The sequence below is a fragment of the Escherichia sp. E10V5 genome (assembly GCF_004212315.1).
Taxonomy (GTDB): Bacteria; Pseudomonadota; Gammaproteobacteria; order Enterobacterales; family Enterobacteriaceae; genus Escherichia.
This window is the reverse complement of record NZ_RHJM01000003.1, coordinates 25,231-44,565: the sequence shown is the minus strand read 5'-3', so window position 1 is coordinate 44,565 and position 19,335 is coordinate 25,231. Positions and strand designations below refer to the sequence as shown.

19 protein-coding genes are annotated in these 19,335 nt (G+C 51.5%); 6 read left to right on the top strand and 13 right to left on the bottom strand.

What is annotated here, in order from left to right:
- Window positions 1-163: 163 nt before the first annotated feature.
- The 7 genes from D9738_RS02260 to D9738_RS02225 form a co-directional block, all read right to left on the bottom strand.
- Window positions 164-520 (bottom strand): MmcQ/YjbR family DNA-binding protein, encoded by a 357-nt coding sequence (locus tag D9738_RS02260; RefSeq protein WP_130205820.1) that lies wholly within the window; start codon window positions 518-520, stop codon window positions 164-166.
- Between the two features lie 3 nt (window positions 521-523).
- On the bottom strand, window positions 524-940 hold the full coding sequence (locus tag D9738_RS02255) for a secondary thiamine-phosphate synthase enzyme YjbQ (protein ID WP_130205818.1): 417 nt from the start codon (window positions 938-940) through the stop codon (window positions 524-526).
- 110 nt (window positions 941-1,050) lie between these two features.
- On the bottom strand, window positions 1,051-1,764 hold the full coding sequence (gene aphA, locus D9738_RS02250) for an acid phosphatase AphA (RefSeq protein WP_130205816.1): 714 nt from the start codon (window positions 1,762-1,764) through the stop codon (window positions 1,051-1,053).
- 339 nt (window positions 1,765-2,103) lie between these two features.
- Complete coding sequence (tyrB, locus tag D9738_RS02240; RefSeq protein ID WP_130259472.1) at window positions 2,104-3,297, bottom strand: aromatic amino acid transaminase; 1,194 nt, start codon at window positions 3,295-3,297, stop codon at window positions 2,104-2,106.
- Between the two features lie 253 nt (window positions 3,298-3,550).
- Entirely contained in the window at window positions 3,551-4,630 is a 1,080-nt protein-coding gene (gene alr, locus D9738_RS02235) for an alanine racemase (RefSeq protein WP_130218569.1), read from the bottom strand.
- A gap of 52 nt (window positions 4,631-4,682) precedes the next feature.
- Entirely contained in the window at window positions 4,683-6,098 is a 1,416-nt protein-coding gene (gene dnaB / locus D9738_RS02230) for a replicative DNA helicase (protein ID WP_130205810.1), read from the bottom strand.
- Between the two features lie 70 nt (window positions 6,099-6,168).
- Window positions 6,169-7,203, bottom strand: coding sequence for a LacI family DNA-binding transcriptional regulator (locus D9738_RS02225; RefSeq protein WP_130205808.1), 1,035 nt, complete (start codon window positions 7,201-7,203; stop codon window positions 6,169-6,171).
- Window positions 7,204-7,458: 255 nt separating this feature from the next.
- Between D9738_RS02225 and D9738_RS02220 the strand changes: the two genes are divergently transcribed.
- The 5 genes from D9738_RS02220 (at window position 7,459) to D9738_RS02200 (ending at window position 14,245) form a co-directional block, all read left to right on the top strand.
- Window positions 7,459-9,030 (top strand): CoA-transferase, encoded by a 1,572-nt coding sequence (locus tag D9738_RS02220; protein WP_130259471.1) that lies wholly within the window; start codon window positions 7,459-7,461, stop codon window positions 9,028-9,030.
- Entirely contained in the window at window positions 9,023-9,802 is a 780-nt protein-coding gene (locus D9738_RS02215; RefSeq protein ID WP_130259470.1) for an enoyl-CoA hydratase-related protein, read from the top strand. The genes D9738_RS02220 and D9738_RS02215 overlap by 8 nt, the downstream gene beginning before the upstream one ends.
- A gap of 77 nt (window positions 9,803-9,879) precedes the next feature.
- A complete protein-coding gene (locus tag D9738_RS02210) occupies window positions 9,880-11,109 on the top strand; it encodes an Nramp family divalent metal transporter (protein WP_165383314.1) in 1,230 nt (409 codons plus the stop codon).
- 10 nt (window positions 11,110-11,119) lie between these two features.
- Window positions 11,120-13,156 carry an FAD-binding protein gene (locus D9738_RS02205; protein ID WP_130259468.1) on the top strand — a complete coding sequence of 679 codons (2,037 nt, stop codon included), beginning with the start codon at window positions 11,120-11,122 and terminating at the stop codon, window positions 13,154-13,156.
- Between the two features lie 105 nt (window positions 13,157-13,261).
- On the top strand, window positions 13,262-14,245 hold the full coding sequence (locus D9738_RS02200) for a quinone oxidoreductase (protein ID WP_130259467.1): 984 nt from the start codon (window positions 13,262-13,264) through the stop codon (window positions 14,243-14,245).
- A gap of 163 nt (window positions 14,246-14,408) precedes the next feature.
- On the opposite strand, the gene pspG is transcribed toward D9738_RS02200, so the two are convergent.
- Complete coding sequence (gene pspG, locus D9738_RS02195) at window positions 14,409-14,651, bottom strand: envelope stress response protein PspG (protein WP_000891404.1); 243 nt, start codon at window positions 14,649-14,651, stop codon at window positions 14,409-14,411.
- Between the two features lie 133 nt (window positions 14,652-14,784).
- On the bottom strand, window positions 14,785-15,780 hold the full coding sequence (gene dusA, locus D9738_RS02190; protein ID WP_130259466.1) for a tRNA dihydrouridine(20/20a) synthase DusA: 996 nt from the start codon (window positions 15,778-15,780) through the stop codon (window positions 14,785-14,787).
- A gap of 155 nt (window positions 15,781-15,935) precedes the next feature.
- Between dusA and zur the strand changes: the two genes are divergently transcribed.
- Complete coding sequence (zur, locus tag D9738_RS02185) at window positions 15,936-16,451, top strand: zinc uptake transcriptional repressor Zur (protein ID WP_130205794.1); 516 nt, start codon at window positions 15,936-15,938, stop codon at window positions 16,449-16,451.
- A 41-nt stretch (window positions 16,452-16,492) separates the two neighbouring features.
- On the opposite strand, the gene D9738_RS02180 is transcribed toward zur, so the two are convergent.
- The 4 genes from D9738_RS02180 to dgkA form a co-directional block, all read right to left on the bottom strand.
- On the bottom strand, window positions 16,493-16,654 hold the full coding sequence (locus D9738_RS02180; protein WP_240780573.1) for a CsbD family protein: 162 nt from the start codon (window positions 16,652-16,654) through the stop codon (window positions 16,493-16,495).
- Between the two features lie 163 nt (window positions 16,655-16,817).
- Complete coding sequence (gene dinF, locus D9738_RS02175) at window positions 16,818-18,143, bottom strand: MATE family efflux transporter DinF (RefSeq protein WP_130259465.1); 1,326 nt, start codon at window positions 18,141-18,143, stop codon at window positions 16,818-16,820.
- Between the two features lie 72 nt (window positions 18,144-18,215).
- Window positions 18,216-18,824, bottom strand: coding sequence for a transcriptional repressor LexA (gene lexA, locus D9738_RS02170; RefSeq protein WP_064525560.1), 609 nt, complete (start codon window positions 18,822-18,824; stop codon window positions 18,216-18,218).
- Between the two features lie 109 nt (window positions 18,825-18,933).
- Window positions 18,934-19,302 carry a diacylglycerol kinase gene (gene dgkA / locus D9738_RS02165; protein WP_000002907.1) on the bottom strand — a complete coding sequence of 123 codons (369 nt, stop codon included), beginning with the start codon at window positions 19,300-19,302 and terminating at the stop codon, window positions 18,934-18,936.
- Window positions 19,303-19,335: the final 33 nt, after the last annotated feature.

Sequence of the window (19,335 nt, the reverse complement as noted above, 5' to 3'; positions counted from 1 at the left end):
GCGCTTTGTTCTTGCCGGATGCGGTGTGAACGCCTTATCCGACCTACAAAAACATGCAATTTCAATATATTGCATGGGTTACGTAGGCCTGATAAGCGTAGCGCATCTGGCAATTTTGCGTTTGTCATCATTCTCAGGCCGCTTGCTGAACGGTCTTTTCCTTTCAGAATTGCACCAGCAATTTACGTTTTTCTTCCGGCAGCAAATTCACCGCCTGCTGATACGACGCATCGACCAGATAATAGATTTGCGAATCCGGCAACGAGCCGTCGAGATATACGGTGCTCCAGTGCGCTTTGTTCAGATGCCGACTGGGACGAACATCGCTATGCTGCTGTCGCAAAAGCTCGGCCAGCGCAGGGCTGGTTTTCAGCGAAACCGCTGGGCGATTTTCCACTTCTTTCACCATCGCAAACAGCACATCTTCCACTTTGATTTGCGTTGCTTTCCAGTCACTATGCACACTCTGTTCTGCGCCTGGTTTTGCCATGCAATATTGTAGCAACTCCGAAATGGTCATTTTTTACTCCCCTTGTAGTGTCGCGATAATGCGACGCGAACCGCCGTGGATGCGATGTTCCCCAAGCCATATTCCCTGCCAGGTGCCGGTCTGAATACGCCCCTGATGCACTGGCAATACGAGCGATACCCCCAGCATCGAGGATTTGATATGAGAAGGCATATCGTCTGCCCCTTCATAGTCATGCTCATAGTTTCCGTTGTCGGGAACGGTGCGGAGGAAAAAACGCTCCATGTCATAGCGTACTGTGGGGTCGCAATTCTCATTAAGTGTCAGAGAGGCGGAAGTGTGTTGCAGCAACAGGTGCAGTAAACCGACATTAACACGCGGCATATCAGCTAGTTGAGTCAGGATTTCATCCGTTACCAAATGAAACCCACGAGATTTAGCGCTAAGCGTGAGCGTCTTTTGAAACCACATGTGCTGCTCCTTGATAAAACTCTCTTAATCAGTTTGCAGCAAGACAGCGAAAGGATAAAGGTGCGATTAAAAAAACAGCATTCGGGAGAGTCAGGCGCTCTCCCGACTTATCAGTATTCTGAATTGATGATCACCTCTTCATCGAATGCACCCGCTTGTGGCAAGGGTTTGTAGGTGGAGTTGGAGGCTCGCAGAATGCGGATGCCACGGATGCCAACATCACGTGCAGCGGTAATATCGTTATCGGAATCACCATAAAAAATTCGGATATTTTTATCCTGTAGCCACTGCGTTTTTGTATTTTGTCCTGCTTTATCGCCCGCAAAAATCACCGGGTTCATACTGGTTGCAGGAATGTGAAAGTCATCAGCCAGCGTTTTTGACACTGTTTCAGTTTTCGTAGGGCTACGACCTGTCACAAAGAAAATGGTGTCGCCACGGCGGACATGCATATCAATCAGCTGACGCGCGACCTCTTTTGGAATACTAAATTCATCCCAACCGTTGTTCATCTTTTCCCAGAATGCTGGGTTTTTTAGATAATCTTCGCTTTCTGGCGAGAACGTTTTTTTGCCGCGCCAGAATCCAGGGCTGGAAAACAGAACAGTGTCATCAATATCAAACCCAACAGCCATCTGTGGGCGTCCTGCCAGACTGTTTTCAATTTGGGCGACTGAAACCCAATGAATTGGCGCCTGTTCAGCGAGTTTGGCTACGTTAGTACCCGGATTAAGCGGTGAAGGTGATGAGGCCAGGGCAACAGCGGAACTGTTTAGAGCGAACAATAAGCAAACGGCACTCAATGCCTGTGTGATCTTGCGCATATTTTTCCCTAAATAGTCAGTAAGTTAAAACTTTTTATTGTGAGATTTGTTGAAAAAACCATCTGACCATAACGCCAGCAGCGGAGGAAAGGAAGGATTATCTGCGGTTTTGTTAGAGAAAGGGAGCAGGATCACATGAGAGAAGTTCGTGTTTTTTAATAGCTTAATGTCTATCCATGGAGTAGGTATATCCATTTAGTCCGTGGTTAATATCGCTTACCAGAAGTGAGCGGCTTTATATGAGGGGCAGAGTTTTTCTTTCTCTCTATTCTCAATGATAATAATTATATCAACAAGTTAAAATTGAGCAGGCGGCTGTTCAACCACCTGCTAACGACATTACATCACGGCTGCAAACGCCTTCGCCACGCGATGCACATTTTGCGCATTAAGTCCGGCAACACACATGCGGCCGCTGGCAATCAGGTAAACACCAAACTCTTCACGCAGTCGGTCAACCTGAGCAGCGCTTAAACCGGTATAACTGAACATGCCGCGCTGCTTAAGCAGATAATCAAAATTGCGTTCTGGCATCTCTTTACTCAATACCTTCACCAGTTCCTGACGCATCGCCAGAATACGGGTACGCATTTCTTCCACTTCTGCCAGCCAGCTAGCTTTTAACGCCGCATCATTCAGCACCGTAGCCACCACCTGCGCACCAAAATTCGGCGGGCTGGAGTAGTTGCGGCGAACAGTTGCTTTCAACTGCCCCAGTACGCGACCTGCGGCTTCGGCATCTTCACACACCACAGAAAGACCGCCGACACGCTCACCGTAGAGGGAGAAAATTTTCGAGAATGAATTGCTCACCAGAGCAGGTAATCCGGCGCTGGCGATCGCGCGAATGGCATAGGCATCTTCTTCCATACCGGCACCAAATCCTTGATAGGCAATATCGAGGAATGGGATAAGCTCGCGTGCTTTGAGAATTTCAATCACCGCATCCCACTGGTCGTTGGTGAGATCGGCGCCCGTTGGGTTATGACAACAAGGATGCAGCAGCACAATGCTGCGGGCAGGTAATGTTTTCAGCGTCGCCAACAGGTCATTAAAACGCACGCCGTTAGTCGCTTCGTCATACCAGGGGTAAGTATTCACTTCGAATCCAGCCCCAGCGAATATTGCTACGTGGTTTTCCCAGGTAGGATCGCTGACCCAGACGCCTGATTCCGGGAAGTAGCGTTTCAGGAAGTCAGCGCCTACTTTTAATGCCCCCGAACCACCGAGCGTCTGAATGGTCGCCACACGCTGTTGTTGTAACACCGGATGGCCAGAGCCAAACAGCAGCGGCGCAATGGCATGGCGGTAGCTGTTCAGCCCTTCCATCGGTAAATAAAGCGAAGCGCCATGAGGTTGTGCATTCAGACGCGCTTCCGCTTCCGCGACAGCTTTTAGTTGCGGAATAATCCCGTCTTCGTTGTAGTACAGACCGATACTCAAATTCACTTTGTCGCTGCGAGTGTCTTCTTTAAAACGCTCCATAAGCGAAAGAATCGGGTCGCCAGCATAGGCGTCAACTTTTTGAAACACGCGATGGTTCTCCAGGTTTACGGGCAGGTGGTTAAAACACAATAAACCGGAAGATGGCGAAGATCGAGAGGATGTTCAGCGACGAACGGCAATTAACCAGAGGGTAAGACTGATGACAAACGCAAAACCACCAGATGCATGACGTTTATCAGGCCTATGCGAGAATATCAATTTATTGAATTTACAAGATATTACGTGCCGGATAAGGCATTCACGCCGCATCCGGCACAGACAATCAACTATTACAGAACGATTAATCCACGTATTTCATCGCGACCCTTGACGTCAGGCGCGTGATAAGTTCGTAAGCACTCACTTTTGTTATTTCTGCGATACGCTCTACGGGCAAACCTTCACCCCATAAAATGACCTGGTCCCCGGCTTTATCCTGCGCCTGTGGACCTAAATCTACGCAGATCATATCCATCGCCACGCGACCAACAATCGGCACTTCACGACCATTAACCAGCACTGGCGTACCGGACGGCGCGGCGCGCGGGTAGCCATCGCCATAGCCCATCGCCACCACGCCAAGGCGGGTATCGCGCTCGCTAATCCAGGTGCCGCCATAGCCTACCGGTTCACCCGCTTTATGCTCACGCACGGCAATCAGGCTGGAGGTCAGAGACATCACTGGCTGGCAACCGAAATCAGCACCGGTGGAGCCATCTTCCAGCGGTGACACGCCGTAAAGAATGATGCCCGGGCGCACCCAATCAAAATGCGACTGCGGCCATAACAAAATTCCACCCGATGCGGCGATTGAACGCTTGCCGGGTTTGCCTTCGCAAAAGGTATTGAAGATATCGAGTTGTTTCTCAGTCGCGCCGCATTTTGGCTCATCAGCGCGAGCAAAGTGGCTGACAATATTCACCGGCTGACGGACGTTTTTACATTGCGTAAGACGTTGATAAAACGCCTCAGCTTGTTCCGGTAAAACGCCCAGTCGGTGCATACCGGTGTCGAGTTTCATCCAGACGGTAACTGGCTCCTCCAGACTGGCCTCTTCCAGAGCAGCAAGCTGTTCTTCGTTATGCACGGCGGTATGCAGATGTTCAGCGGAGATCGTCGGCAGATCGTCTGCTTCAAAAAAGCCTTCCAGTAACAATATAGGTTGCGTGATGCCCCCTGCTCTAAGCCGCAGGGCTTCTTCGAGACGGGCTACGCCAAAGGCGTCGGCATCAGGAAGCGTTCGCGCGGTTTCAAGAAGACCGTGACCATAAGCGTTCGCTTTCACCACCGCAACCAGTTTACTGGCGGGGGCCAGTTCACGCAGACGTTGCAAGTTGTGTCGCAGAGCGCGGCGGTTAATCACTACAGTTGCCGCTTGCATTTGTATTCCTTGATAAGTGTTTGCTTTAATTACCTAATACATAAAATAATTATTATTCGTCATCGTACTGCGGCCCCGCGTAGTTGTCGAAGCGCGACCATTGACCGTTAAAGGTCAGGCGTACCGTCCCGATTGGGCCGTTACGTTGTTTACCGATAATAATTTCCGCGATGCCTTTCAAATCACTGTTCTCGTGATAAACCTCATCACGATAGATAAACATGATCAAGTCCGCATCCTGCTCGATGGAGCCGGATTCACGCAAGTCGGAGTTGACCGGACGTTTGTCGGCACGTTGTTCCAGAGAACGGTTCAACTGGGACAGGGCCACCACCGGCACATTCAGTTCTTTTGCCAGCGCCTTCAGCGAGCGGGAGATTTCTGCAATTTCCAGCGTACGGTTGTCGGAAAGTGACGGCACACGCATCAGCTGCAGGTAGTCGATCATGATAAGCCCGATGCCGCCGTGCTCACGGGCAATACGACGCGCGCGCGAGCGCACTTCCGTTGGCGTCAGACCGGAGGAGTCATCAATATAGATGTTACGTTTCTCGAGCAAAATGCCCATCGTGCCGGAAATACGCGCCCAGTCTTCATCATCCAGTTGCCCGGTACGGATTTTGGTCTGGTCAACGCGCGACAGCGATGCCAGAGAACGCATCATAATCTGTTCCGATGGCATCTCCAGCGAGAAGATAAGTACCGGTTTATCCTGCAACATCGCCGCATTTTCGACGAGGTTCATCGCAAATGTCGTTTTACCCATCGACGGACGCGCCGCGACGATAATCAAGTCCGACGGCTGCAAACCGGCGGTTTTTTTGTTGAGATCGTCATAGCCGGTGTTTACCCCGGTGACGCCATCGTGCGGCTGCTGGAACAGTTGCTCAATACGCGCCACGGTAGCGTCGAGCACATCGGCGATGTTCTTCGGCCCTTCGTCTTTATTGGCGCGACTTTCGGCAATTTTAAAGACGCGGGATTCAGCCAGGTCCAGCAGGTCTTCGCTGGTGCGCCCTTGCGGATCAAAACCGGCTTCGGCAATCTCGTTAGCAACTGAGATCATCTCACGGACAACAGCACGTTCCCGCACGATGTCAGCATAAGCGCTGATGTTCGCCGCACTTGGCGTATTTTTTGACAGCTCTGCCAGATAAGCGAAACCACCGACGCTATCAAGTTGCCCCTGGCGCTCCAGCGATTCCGCCAGAGTTATCAGGTCTATCGGGCTACCACCTTCCTGCAAACGCGCCATTTCGGTAAAGATATGGCGGTGCGGACGGGTGTAGAAATCGTCTGCCACTACACGCTCGGCCACATCGTCCCAGCGTTCGTTATCCAGCATTAAACCGCCCAACACCGACTGCTCCGCTTCGATCGAGTGCGGAGGCACTTTCAGCCCGGCAACTTGTGGATCGCGTTCGCGAAGCTCAGCCTGCTGTTTGTTGAAGGGTTTATTTCCAGCCATAGTGAATGGAGTTACCTGCTGTTAAAAAGGGATAGAGAGTATAGCGAGAAACAGTTTCTCGCTACAGCATTTAACGCCCCCGTCTTCCGGTAGAAGCGCGAATTTGCAGGGTTGGGCGATAGACGTAATGGCTGAGCGGTGCGTCTGGCTGCGCAATACGCCGTAAAATTTGCTGCGCCGCCTGTTTCCCCAGAGCCAATGGCTCTACCGCAATTGTGGTTAACGGCGGGTTACTGTAAGCACAAGCCGCCACGCCATCATTACCAATCAACGAAATATCTTCCCCGGCAAATAATCCTCTTTCGCCCAGTGCCGACTCCGCGCCAAAAGCCATTAAATCGTTATAACAAATCACCGCTGTGGGTGGCGAAGGCATATCCAACAGTTGTTGCATCAACTGGTAACCGTTGGCCTGAGTCGGTTCAGCGCGAAGCGAAAAAGCATCAGTGCTCCACGGCTGTAAATCATGATGGTTCATCGCCTCCAGGTATCCCTGATAACGCATATGGTGCGTAAGTCCCCCAATAAACACGATGTCTCTGTGCCCTTGTTGAATGAGATATTCCGTAGCTTCCCGGACGCCTGCGTGGCTGTCCACGCCAACGTAATCGACGGGCAATTGTTGCCAGTCCAGAGGGCGCATTGTGATTAATAAGGGTGTGGAACTGTTGGCATAACGCTGTAAATCGGCTTCTGAGGTGCTGTTTACTGGACAGAGGACAATGCCCGCGACGTGGTGTTCCAGCAAGGTATCAAGTACCTGTTTTTGCCGATCGCTACGCTGGGAGGTATTGGACATTACGGTGATAAAACCGTGCTCCGCCAGCGTGATCTCAAGGCCCATTGTAAATTCAGCGAAAAAAGGGTTGGTCAAATCATCAATCACCACGCCGATAGTCAGCGATTTTTGCGAACGCAGATTGGCAGCAAAACGGTTATAGACATAGCCTAATTGCTCAATGGCTTGCTGGACTTTTTGTTGCGTCTCTTTTTTGATAAGCGGACTGTCGTTGAGTACCAGCGACACGGTCGATTTCGAAACGCCAGCCGCACGTGCAACATCGGTTAATGTTACCCGCTTTCTTCCTGTATCCGACTTCGCCATGACTACTCCAAACCCCCATAAGATCAAGGCATTTACTTTATCATAATCTCCTTTTACTCATGCGATCCGTTAACGCCATGGATCGCAGGAGATCGTCGTTTCGATCACAGATTCATACTTCCCTTGTTGTATTTTTTGCACGCCAATCGTACAAATTACGCATAAATTAGATCGTTCCAATTAATTTATAATCACTATTATGTTGTTTTACATTGATATTTTTAATTATTTTTATATCGAAATAAGGAAATTATTATGTGCTCTGTACGCACGATCACTGCATCGGAAGCTGCAGATTTGATTGCTGATGGCGCAGTTGTCACCGTCTCCTCCTCCAGTGGAATGGGGTGTCCTGATGCCGTGCTGGCAGCAATAGGTGAACGCTTTCAACATGCCGGACATCCGCAAAACATCACCAGCATCCACCCTATCGCCGCAGGTGATATGTATGGCGTAAAAGGCATCGATCATCTGGCGCAATCGGGTTTACTGGCAAAAGTGATCGCTGGCTCCTACCCCTCCGGGCCATCATCAATGACGCCTCCGTTAATCTGGCAAATGATCAATGACAACGCGATCCCCGCCTGGAATCTGCCTTCCGGGATCTTATTTGATATGCACCGGGAAGCGGCGGCTCATCGTCCTGGCGTGCTGACACAAACAGGCATGGATACCTATGTGGATCCCCTGTTGCAGGGCGGCGCAATGAATGAAAAAGCGGCGCAACAATCTCTGGTTGAACGTGTTCGATTTGCTAACGACGACTGGCTGTTTTTTCCCAGCATCGTGCCCCAGGTAGCGATCATTCGCGCTACCACTGCCGATGAACGCGGCAACCTGACTTATGAACATGAAGGGGCTTATCTTGGGCCACTGGAACAGGCCACCGCCGTTCGCAATAACGGTGGCATCGTAATTGCGCAGGTAAAACGGCAGGTTGCCGCCGGAAGTCTGAAACCAAAAGAGGTGCGTATTCCGGGTGTACTGGTGGATTACATCGTGATTGAGCCGGAACAAACACAAACCACGCAAACACAATACGAACCTGCCATTTCCGGCGAAATCAGTCGTCCGCTGTCCGCCTTTCGTTATATGGAACATGGCCCGGCGCGGGTTATTGCCCAGCGAGTCGCGCAAGAACTACAAAGTGGAGATGCGGTAAATATTGGCTTTGGTATTTCTGCCAATGTACCGCGTATTTTACTGGAACAAGGTCGCCACGGTGATGTCACCTGGCTGCTGGAACAGGGCGCAATTGGCGGAGTTCCACTACTGGAATTTCAATTCGGCTGCGCCTCTAATGCAGAAGCATTTTTGCCCTCTCCCCAGCAGTTCACCTATTTCCAGGGCGGGGGTTTTGATCTCACTCTGATGTCATTTTTACAAATCGGCGCAGATGGCTCAGTAAACGTCTCGCATCTGCCTGCCCGTCCACATGTCACTGCCGGATGCGGTGGGTTTATTGATATCACTTCACATGCGAAGCGAATTATTTTCTCTGGCTTTTTCAATGCTGGTGCCCAGCTGCAACTGGATGATGGTCAGCTGCGTATCATTAAAGAAGGCAAAGCCAAAAAGCTGGTGCAAGAAGTCGCCCACGTGACGTTCTCCGGCAAACGCGCAATAAGACTCGGGCAGCAAGTGCAGTACATCACTGAACGCTGCGTTCTGGAATTAACACCAGACGGGCTACTGGTCACAGAAATTGCCCCTGGTATTGATCCTGAACGCGACATTCTCGCCCAAAGCGATGCCCCACTCCGTCTGGCAGACGATCTCAAGCTAATGAATCCCCACTATTTTCAACAAGGACGTCACCATGAATAACGGCACTATTGACCTCCAGCGCAACGGTTTCATTGCCACTCTGGTGATTAATCGTCCGGCGAAACTCAACGCATTAACCCCGGAGATGCTTGAACAGCTGCTGACACATTGCCACACGCTGGAAACGGATTCGGAGATCCGCGTGGTTCTGCTGACCAGCGCCAGTGAAAAAGCGTTTTGTGTCGGTGCGGATATTCATCGCTGGACCTCTCTTTCTGCACTTGATATGTGGCGCAACTGGATCCGCCGCGGTCATCAGGCATTTGACGCTCTGGCACAACTGCCACAACCCGTAATCGCCCTGGTGCACGGACTGGCTTATGGCGGTGGTCTGGAACTGGCTGCTACCGCCGATATCCGTATTTGTAGCGCCGAGGCTCGGATGGCGCTACCAGAAACCGGACTGGCGACAGTGCCTGGCTGGTCAGGAACGCAGCGGCTGACGGCACTACTTGGGCGTTCACTGGTGAAAGAACTGGTATTTACCGGCGAACCACTAGATGCACAGCGTGCGCTGTCCTGCGGGCTGGTGAATCGTGTTGTCACCTGGGAAGCGTTACACGACGCCGGGCTGCAACTGGCACAACGTATCGCCCAACGTGCTCCGGTTGCTGTGCAGATCGCCAAGCAAGTTATCGATGCCGGAGAAGGTATTGCCGTTGCCTCGACGCTTGAAGCGCTTGCTGGCGCTTTTTCCGCCACTACTGAAGATGCTCGTGAAGGAAGTCAGGCATTCGCCGAGAAGCGTCTCCCGCACTTTCAGGCGCGCTGAAAGCCTCTTACAAGGAAAGAAAGATAATGAATATGACAACCTCTGTTCCCCAAACGCCTTCTTTATTCCGGCGAATAATGACAAAACTTGCGGCCTTTGCGCCTGGCATCTTTCTTATTGGCTACAGCATTGGGACAGGCAGTATCACCACTATGGCGAAAGCGGGTGCAAACTATGGCGTCTCGCTGATGTGGGCCGTGGCGCTTTCTTGCATTGTTACCTGGTTTTTAATCCGTATTTATGGTCGTTATGCTTCCGTCACAGGTGAACGCGCGTTGACTGCATTTCGTCGCCATATCCATCCTGGCGTTGCTATGTTGTTTCTGATCGGGTTAACCGTTGCCGTCAGTGGTTCCATTATGGGGGTAATGGGCATTCTGGCGGATGTAATGGCAACATGGTCCACGACCTGGTTTAGTGGCGGTATCTCAGCACTCGCCTGGGCTATCGCGATGGTCATTATGATTAACGTGATGCTCTGGACCAACAGCAACGCCGGGTTCGACAAAATCCTCTCCGCGCTGGTTGGCATTATGGGGCTGGCGTTTGTGATTAATTTTTTCATTATGATGCCGCCGGTCGCAGATCTGCTGGCCGGATTTATTCCGTCTGTTCCCGATCCTGTCGCTGGCGATAACAGTACGCCATTTCTGATAATTTCTGGCATGGTGGGTACCACCGTAGCGCCAGCAATGTTTCTTATGCGCACGACTCTGGTAAAAAGTAATGGTTGGGGTGTGGACAATCTGCCTCATCAAAATCGTGATGCCATTGTCAGTGCAGGAATGATGTTCATCATCAGTGCGGCGGTGATGGCTGCGGCTGCGGGTACGTTGTATCAAACTGGCACAGGTTTAAATAACGCCTCGCAAATGGTCATTATTCTCGAACCTATTGCTGGCTCGGCTGCCGTGGGACTATTTGTTATTGGTATTGTTGCTGCCGGGCTTTCCAGTCAGTTCCCGAATTTACTGTTAACGCCCTGGCTGCTGGCTGACTGGCGTGATACCAGCAACGAAGTTAGCCCAGGTTACCGTATCCTGATGACGGTTATGTCTCTGCTTTGTCTGGTTGTGCCGCTGTTCCACGCACGCCCGGTATTGGTGATGATTGCCAGCCAGGCCTTTAACGCCATTATTCTGCCGCTGACTGTTTTATGTATGTTCTGGCTGGCGAACAAGCCTTCGTTAATGGGCGAATATCGTTGCTCACGCTGGGAAAACGTCATGTTTATTGCCATAAGCGCATTTACGCTAATCATGGGCTATATGGCAATGAGCGGCTTAATCGAAAGTCTGATGAAATAGGTGGGACGCAATGATTGACGAAACGCTAACGGCGCTCACTGATATCAAAATGCCCCATTACGCACCGCTGGCTCAAGCCAGCGGTAGTATCGACCTTAACGGCGCCATTTTACCTGAGTACTGCTGCAACACGCTGGTGCTAGGCAGTGGTGCTGCCGGATGGCGAGCTGCCGTCGAGCTGAAACGGCAAAATATCGATGTCATGGTCGCTTCCAGCAAAGTTTTCTGGGGCACTTCCGCCTGTTCTGGTTCTGATAAACAAACTCTCCACACCGCCAATACCCGTGCAAATGGTGACCATTTTCTGGCATTAAGTGACACTTTGGCGGCGGGCGGTTCGATGGATCATGACACTGCCTATGTTGAAGCCGTCGGCTCAGTGAACACCTGTGAAGTACTGAAATATCTGGGTCTGGATCTGCCAGAAGATCTCTTTGGCGCAACGTTGCGTTATCAAACCGATCACGATGAGTTCGGTCGCGCCACCAGTTGCGGCCCACGAACTTCTCGCCTGATGGTTAAAGTTCTGGCTCTGGAGGCAATGCGCCTTAATATTCCTCTGCGCGATCACACAACGGCGATTCGTATCCTGACCCGCGGTGAAGGAGAAAACAGACGAGTCGTAGGGGTGATCGCTATCGATAAAGCCTGTCGGGATAATCCCTGGCGAATGGTAGTAATTCGCTGCCAACATCTGGTTTTAGCCACGGGCGGGCCAGGTGAACTTTATCGTGACAGTGTCTATCCGGTGAACTGTTTTAGTGCGTTGGGCATGGCGTTGGAAGCAGGTATAAGCCTGGTGAATCTTACGGAGAGTCAGTTTGGTATCGGTACACCGCGCAGCCAATTTCCGTGGAATCTTTCCGGTACTTACATGCAAGCGATGCCGCGCATCTACTCGCAGGACCACTCCGGACGTCAGTATAATTTTCTGGCAGCTTATTACCCCACGACTCGTATGCTGGCCTCCGCGATATTTCGCAAAGGTTACCAGTGGCCGTTTCACGCGGAACGAATGCTGGAATATGGCTCCAGCCTGCTGGATGTCGCGGTGTATGAGGAGACACAAAAAGGGCGCGATGTTTTCCTCGATTTTCTGCGGGAACCCGAACCCGCAGCGGACGGAACGCCATTCAACCTGCGGGAACTGGATGATGATGTCATCGACTATCTGCAACAAAATCACGCCCTGCTGGCGCAACCGCTGGCGCGATTAACACAGATGAATCCTCTGGCTATTCGTTTGTATCAGATGCATGGTCATGATCTCACAGCCTCACCGCTAAAATTTACGCTAAACAATCAACATCTTAATGGCGGAATTGATGTTGATATTTGGGGGCGTACATCGCTAACTGGTTGTTATGCTGCCGGAGAAAATGCCGGAACACATGGTGTGACGCGTCCTGGTGGGTCGGCGCTCAATGCCGGGCAAGTTTTCGCCCGCCGCTGTGCATTGCATATTGCTCATCAGAAAAGTCAGGACCTCCCTCTCGAGAGGCAACAAATTCTCAGCACGATTAATGAGGCGCAACAGTTCCTGAATCAGGGGCTGCTGCGCGACGACGTGCGAGAAACGATACAAAATACCATGAGCCACCATGCTGCAATTTTGTGTCATACGCAGGGGATCAACGCTGCCGCGCAAACCATAGCAACACTTTGTGAAGATATTCGCCGGGAAGGCATTCAAAGCGATGAAAACAGCCTCGCCCAATCTTTCCAGTGGCGGCAAAGTGCGCAACTGGCGCTGGCTGTACTGCGCTCTTTACAATGCTATATCGAAAATGGTGGCGGGAGCCGTGGCGCCAGGGCTGTCTATGATGGCGAAGCCGGTATCGCACCGCAAACGCCAGGTGGGCCACTCCTGACCTGGCGTTTTCGACCAGAAAATCAGGATGCCCGGCAATACATGATTTGTGTTTGTCTGGAAGCTAATGATTGCCATGCCTGGATTCGCTTGTGCCGTGAGCGGGGCGTATTAACGCTAACCAACTTTGAGCGCCAGTGGCAAAACTGGATTGCGGCGACGCTGTTTCAATACTGACCAGAGATATTCCGGGTTGTGACCACAGCCCGGAAAAAATCCCCGCGCGGCCCGGCGACTACTGTTAGGCTTAAAACAGATATGTCGCTCAGTAAAGGAGTTTAAATGGCAACACGCATCGAATTTCACAAGCACGGTGGCCCGGAAGTTCTGCAAGCCGTGGAGTTCACGCCTGTCGATCCGGCAGAGAATGAAATCCAGGTCGAAAATAAAGCCATTGGCATTAATTTTATCGACACGTATATCCGCAGCGGCCTTTATCCGCCGCCATCGCTGCCCAGTGGATTAGGCACAGAAGCGGCTGGCATCGTGAGCAAAGTCGGTAGCGGCGTGAAGCATATTAAAGCAGGCGATCGCGTGGTTTATGCACAGTCAACGTTAGGGGCTTACAGCTCTGTGCATAACGTCAATGCCGATAAAGCCGCAATTCTTCCCGCGGCGATCTCTTTTGAGCAAGCCGCCGCATCATTCCTGAAAGGCTTAACGGTTTATTATCTGCTACGCAAAACGTATGAAATCAAACCTGACGAACAGTTCCTGTTCCATGCGGCTGCTGGCGGCGTTGGCTTAATTGCCTGTCAGTGGGCAAAAGCCTTAGGGGCAAAACTTATTGGCACCGTGGGAACGGCGCAAAAAGCGCAAAGCGCCTTAAAAGCCGGGGCATGGCAGGTCATTAACTATCGCGAAGAGAATCTGGTCGAGCGGTTAAAAGAGATTACCGACGGCAAGAAAGTGCGCGTAGTGTACGATTCCGTGGGCAGAGATACCTGGGAACGCTCGCTGGATTGCCTGCAACGTCGCGGTTTAATGGTCAGTTTTGGCAACTCATCAGGCGCGGTGACGGGTGTGAACTTAGGCATTCTCAATCAGAAAGGCTCGCTGTATGTGACACGCCCTTCCCTGCAAGGCTATATCACCACGCGGGAAGAGTTAACTGAAGCCAGTAATGAACTGTTTTCTTTGATTGCCAGCGGCGTAATTAAAGTGGATGTCGCAGAACATCAGAAGTACCCGCTGAAGGATGCGCGGCGTGCGCATGAGATTCTGGAAAGCCGGGCGACGCAGGGTTCCAGCTTACTGATTCCATAAAGAAATTGGGCTTCCACCTGGGAAGCCCTTTCTTTTATAGTTCGGCTGTATGTAGGGTACAGCTCGATGAATTTGTTTGACGCGCAATAGTGACAGATTTGATTATCAATTCCTATTTTGTTCTAAGGATAAAACCCGAGGTTGTGATCATCCGCACAATCCCTTAGTAACGCCAGCGGTCATAACGCTGATATTTCGGCACTTTTGGTGCTTTAATCGCCTTGATCACCCACACTACCGCAATCGCCAACAGCAGCCACGGCAGCAACTTAATCATCAATGCCAGCATCCCACCGAGGAACATAATGGCCGTCGCCACAACCAGCGCAGCGATAATGCCCAGCAATGAAACGCCGGTGACCATCAACATGACAAAAAAGCCAATCACAAAAAGTAGTTCCAGCATGATGTTCTCCCAAAAATGAAATCTCTTGCTGGCTTTACAAGAATCATGCCAGAAATAACATATTGATTTATCAACAAAATGCCCCGCATCGAAGCGCAGGGCGTGGTGAATTTGACTACTTTGTGGTGAAAAATTAACGCTTATCCGCTACCAGTTTGAGCGCATGTTCCAGCACGTTAATGTCAGCGCCCGCTTTATGGGCATTTTCACTTAAATACCGCCGCCACTGCCGCGCACCAGGAATCCCCTGGAACAGCCCCAGCATATGCCGGGTGATATGACCGAGATACGTCCCCTGGCTGAGTTCACGCTCAATGTACGGATACATAGCTCGTACCACCGCCACCGGATCGGCATCGGTATCCGAGGAACCAAATATCTCTCGATCCACCGCCGCCAGAATGCCTGGGTTTTGATACGCTTCACGCCCGACCATCACGCCATCCATATGTTGCAGGTGTGCTTTAGCCTCTTCCAGTGACTTGATGCCGCCGTTAATCGACATAGTCAGATGCGGGAAATCACGCTTCAGTTGATAGACACGCGGGTAATCGAGCGGCGGGATCTCACGGTTTTCTTTCGGACTTAAACCAGAAAGCCAGGCTTTGCGCGCATGGATAATAAACATCTCGCATTCGCCTTTGCCGGAAACAGTGTCGATAAAATCACAGAGAAATTCATAGCTGTCCTGGTCGTCAATGCCAATACGCGTTTTCACCGTCACTGGAATCGACACTACGTCGCGCATCGCTTTTACGCAGTCAGCCACCAGTTGCGCATTCCCCATCAGGCACGCGCCAAACATGCCGTTCTGTACCCGGTCTGACGGGCAGCCGACATTCAGGTTGATCTCATCATATCCGCGCGCTTCTGCCAGCTTTGCACACTGCGTCAGCGCCGCCGGATCGCTACCTCCCAACTGCAACGCCACCGGATGCTCTTCTTCACTGTATGCCAGGTAATCACCTTTACCGTGAATAATCGCCCCTGTGGTCACCATTTCGGTATAGAGCAGCGTATTACGGGAGAGCAGACGCAGGAAATAACGGCAGTGTCTGTCCGTCCAGTCGAGCATAGGAGCAATAGAGAAACGGTATGCGGGATAAGCGGTTTGTGATTCTGCTGACATGGCGATTTTTTAAGCATCTGGTGAATTGGGGGCGCTACTATAGCATAACGAATATGCGATCAGGCAATGTGGCAGCTTCGATGCCCGGTTGTCAGTGTTTAAGTGAGAATTATGGTAAAGTAAGGACATTCTTAACCCCACTTTCGAGGTGCACAATGGAAAAGACCACAACGCAGGAGTTATTGGCGCAGGCTGAAAAACTCTGCGCGCAGCGTAATGTGCGCCTGACTCCGCAACGTCTCGAAGTGCTGCGCCTGATGAGCCTGCAAGAAGGGGCTATCAGCGCCTACGATCTACTTGATTTGCTGCGCGAAGCCGAGCCACAAGCCAAGCCGCCGACGGTTTATCGCGCGCTCGATTTTCTGCTTGAACAAGGTTTTGTGCATAAGGTGGAATCCACTAACAGTTATGTGCTCTGTCATCTGTTCGATCAGCCCACCCATACGTCAGCCATGTTTATTTGCGATCGCTGCGGCGCAGTGAAAGAAGAGTGTGCAGAAGGCGTGGAAGACATCATGCATACGCTGGCGGCAAAAATGGGGTTTGCCCTGCGGCATAATGTGATTGAAGCACATGGTCTCTGTGCGGCATGTGTGGAAGTTGAAGCGTGTCGTCATCCTGAACAGTGCCAGCATGATCACTCTGTGCAGGTTAAAAAGAAACCGCGTTAAGAGGGCGTACATCCTTGTACACGTCGGGCAGGAGGGATTAATTACCAGCGGTAATCATGGCGTTTTTCCCAGCTATCAACCTCTTTTTCTGCCTGATCTTTCTGGTAACCGTAACGTTCCTGGATTTTACCCACTAACTGGTCACGCTTACCTTCAATGACCGTCATGTCATCATCGGTCAGTTTGCCCCATTGCTCTTTCACTTTACCTTTGAACTATTTCCAGTTACCGCCGACTTCGTCTTTATTCATATTCAAATCCTCATCGTTAGGTGGTGAATGAGAGTACGCTCACTTTTCTTCTGAACGTGGGATTAAGTGTAGTCAGGAATTTGGCTTAGGATTATTTATTCAGAATTTTTAACCGTCACGTTGCTGAAAACCAGGTTCCATTACGCCAGTGACGACGCCAGATAACCACCAGTGAAAGCCCGCGCAACGCCAGAAAGACGGTTAATGCCAGCCACAAACCATGATTACCCAGCCACGGCAGCGTAAAGAGCGTCAGCGCAAAACCTGCGGCGGCCACCGCCATACTGTTACGCATTTCGGCTGCGCGCGTTGCGCCTATAAACATGCCGTCCAGCAGATAACACCAGACGCCAACCAACGGCAAAATCACCTGCCAGATAAGATAGCGGTCGGCCAGCTGCTGAATCTGGGTTAACGACGTCAGCATCGCAATGATGTGCTCCCCTGCCAGCAAATAAACCACCGAAAACAACAATGCCACGATCCCCGACTGGCGGCACGCTGCGCGCCAGACATCCAGTAACTGGCTACCGTCGCGCGCACCATACGCCTGACCGGAGTGGGCTTCAACCGCGTAGGCAAAACCATCCAGCGCATAGGCTGTAAAGGTGAGTAACGTCATCAGGACTGCGTTGACGGCGATAATATCGCTCCCCAGTCGCGCGCCAAGCACGGTGATCGCGCCGAAACAGAGTTGCAACAACAGCGAGCGCAGCATGATATCGCGGTTAAGCGCCAGCAAGCGACGGAAGTTTCCTCGCCAGGCAGTTTTCAGCATTTCGCCGGAGATGCCACGTAGTTTGAGGATTTTACGCACCATTAGCAGACCAATCAGCAATGTTGCATATTCCGCAATAACCGTCGCCAGCGCCGCGCCCTGCACGTTCATATGCAGCCCCATCACCAGCCAGACATCCAGCACAATGTTGAGGATATTGCCAACCACTAACAAAATCACTGGCGCGCGGGCATATTGCACGCCGAGCAACCAGCCGAGCAGCACCAGATTCGCCAGCGACGCCGGTGCGCTTAACCAGCGGATTGCAAGAAAGCGCCGCGCCTGTTCCAGAACCGCTTCGCTACCACCAACAATATGCAGCGCCAGCTCGATAATCGGCGTACGCAGTAAGGCAATCAACGCTCCGGCCCCCAGTGCCAGCAGCAACGGCTGCACCAGTGCACGCGCCAATGCCTGAGGATTTTTGGCACCATAAGCCTGTGCAGTAAGCCCGGTAGTGCTCATACGCAAAAACAGCAACAGCATAAAGAGAAAACTGGTCGCCGTTGCGCCAACCGCCACGCCGCCCAGATAAACCGGACTATCAAGATGACCAATGACCGCCGTATCAACCAGTCCCAGCAAGGGAACGGTGATATTGGAGAAAATCATGGGTAAAGCCAGATGCCAGAGTGCCTTATCAGATGAAGTGAGGAATGCCATGCAGACAAGCCTGATGAAGAGAGATTAAAAACAAACCGCGATGCCAGGCGGCATCGCGGTATCAGAGATAGATTACAGCCAGTCGCCGTTGCGAATAACACCAACCGCCAGCCCTTCAATGCTGAAGCTCTGCTGACGAAGGTCAACGACAATGGGTTTAAACTCGCTATTTTCTGGCAGAAGTTCGACTTTATTACCCTGTTTTTTCAGACGCTTAACGGTAACTTCGTCATCTATACGCGCGACAACGACCTGACCATTACGCACATCCTGGGTTTTATGCACTGCCAGCAAGTCGCCGTCCATAATGCCGATATCTTTCATCGACATCCCACTGACGCGCAGCAGGAAATCGGCATTCGGTTTGAACAGGGAAGGATCGACCTGATAATGACCTTCAATATGCTGCTGCGCCAGAAGCGGTTCACCGGCAGCCACACGACCCACCAGCGGCAACCCTTCTTCCTCTTCCTGCAACAGACGAATCCCGCGCGATGCGCCGGAAACAATTTCAATAACGCCTTTGCGTGCCAGCGCCTTCAGATGTTCTTCTGCCGCATTTGGGGAACGGAACCCCAAACGCTGCGCGATTTCCGCACGCGTCGGCGGCATACCTGTCTGGCTGATGTGATCACGGATGAGATCAAACACCTCTTGTTGCCTGGCCGTTAACGCTTTCATTCCGCCCCCTGGGTGTATATACAGTTATGCTGTGAGTATATACAGCAAAAGGTGATTTTGGAACCATAAACTACACAATAAACCAGAGATTTATCGAATTCTGGAAGGGTTATCCAAAATGCGACCATAACAGAATGCACCAGGTAATCACGGCGACGATAATAGCGATCAGCACCGCGGCAGAGCCCATATCTTTCGCCCGCCCGGAAAGCTCATGGTATTCAGAGCCAATACGGTCAACCACCGCTTCGATGGCACTATTGAGAATTTCCACAATCATCACCAGCATGACAGAACTAATAAGCAATACTCGGGTTATTGCATCCACATCCAGCCAGCAGGCGATGACCACCGCCAACAATACCGCCACGCCTTCCTGACGGAATGCCGCTTCGTTGATCCATGCGGCACGTAAACCTTTCCAGGAATAGCCAGCAGCTTTGATAATTCGGGTGAATCCAGTGGTATTATTGGCCATCGAAAGAACCTTTTTACATTATGAGCGTCAATA

Coding starts and splice junctions, on each gene's coding strand:
- alr (WP_130218569.1), bottom strand. CDS start 4,630: ATGCAAGCGGCAACTGTAGTGATTAACCGCCGCGCTCTGCGACACAAC.
- D9738_RS02210 (WP_165383314.1), top strand. CDS start 9,880: ATGACAAAACTTGCGGCCTTTGCGCCTGGCATCTTTCTTATTGGCTAC.
- dgkA (WP_000002907.1), bottom strand. CDS start 19,302: ATGGCCAATAATACCACTGGATTCACCCGAATTATCAAAGCTGCTGGC.
- lexA (WP_064525560.1), bottom strand. CDS start 18,824: ATGAAAGCGTTAACGGCCAGGCAACAAGAGGTGTTTGATCTCATCCGT.
- dinF (WP_130259465.1), bottom strand. CDS start 18,143: ATGGCATTCCTCACTTCATCTGATAAGGCACTCTGGCATCTGGCTTTA.
- D9738_RS02255 (WP_130205818.1), bottom strand. CDS start 940: ATGTGGTTTCAAAAGACGCTCACGCTTAGCGCTAAATCTCGTGGGTTT.
- aphA (WP_130205816.1), bottom strand. CDS start 1,764: ATGCGCAAGATCACACAGGCATTGAGTGCCGTTTGCTTATTGTTCGCT.
- D9738_RS02205 (WP_130259468.1), top strand. CDS start 11,120: ATGATTGACGAAACGCTAACGGCGCTCACTGATATCAAAATGCCCCAT.
- dusA (WP_130259466.1), bottom strand. CDS start 15,780: ATGTCAGCAGAATCACAAACCGCTTATCCCGCATACCGTTTCTCTATT.
- dnaB (WP_130205810.1), bottom strand. CDS start 6,098: ATGGCTGGAAATAAACCCTTCAACAAACAGCAGGCTGAGCTTCGCGAA.
- D9738_RS02220 (WP_130259471.1), top strand. CDS start 7,459: ATGTGCTCTGTACGCACGATCACTGCATCGGAAGCTGCAGATTTGATT.
- D9738_RS02215 (WP_130259470.1), top strand. CDS start 9,023: ATGAATAACGGCACTATTGACCTCCAGCGCAACGGTTTCATTGCCACT.
- D9738_RS02260 (WP_130205820.1), bottom strand. CDS start 520: ATGACCATTTCGGAGTTGCTACAATATTGCATGGCAAAACCAGGCGCA.
- D9738_RS02225 (WP_130205808.1), bottom strand. CDS start 7,203: ATGGCGAAGTCGGATACAGGAAGAAAGCGGGTAACATTAACCGATGTT.
- zur (WP_130205794.1), top strand. CDS start 15,936: ATGGAAAAGACCACAACGCAGGAGTTATTGGCGCAGGCTGAAAAACTC.
- pspG (WP_000891404.1), bottom strand. CDS start 14,651: ATGCTGGAACTACTTTTTGTGATTGGCTTTTTTGTCATGTTGATGGTC.
- D9738_RS02200 (WP_130259467.1), top strand. CDS start 13,262: ATGGCAACACGCATCGAATTTCACAAGCACGGTGGCCCGGAAGTTCTG.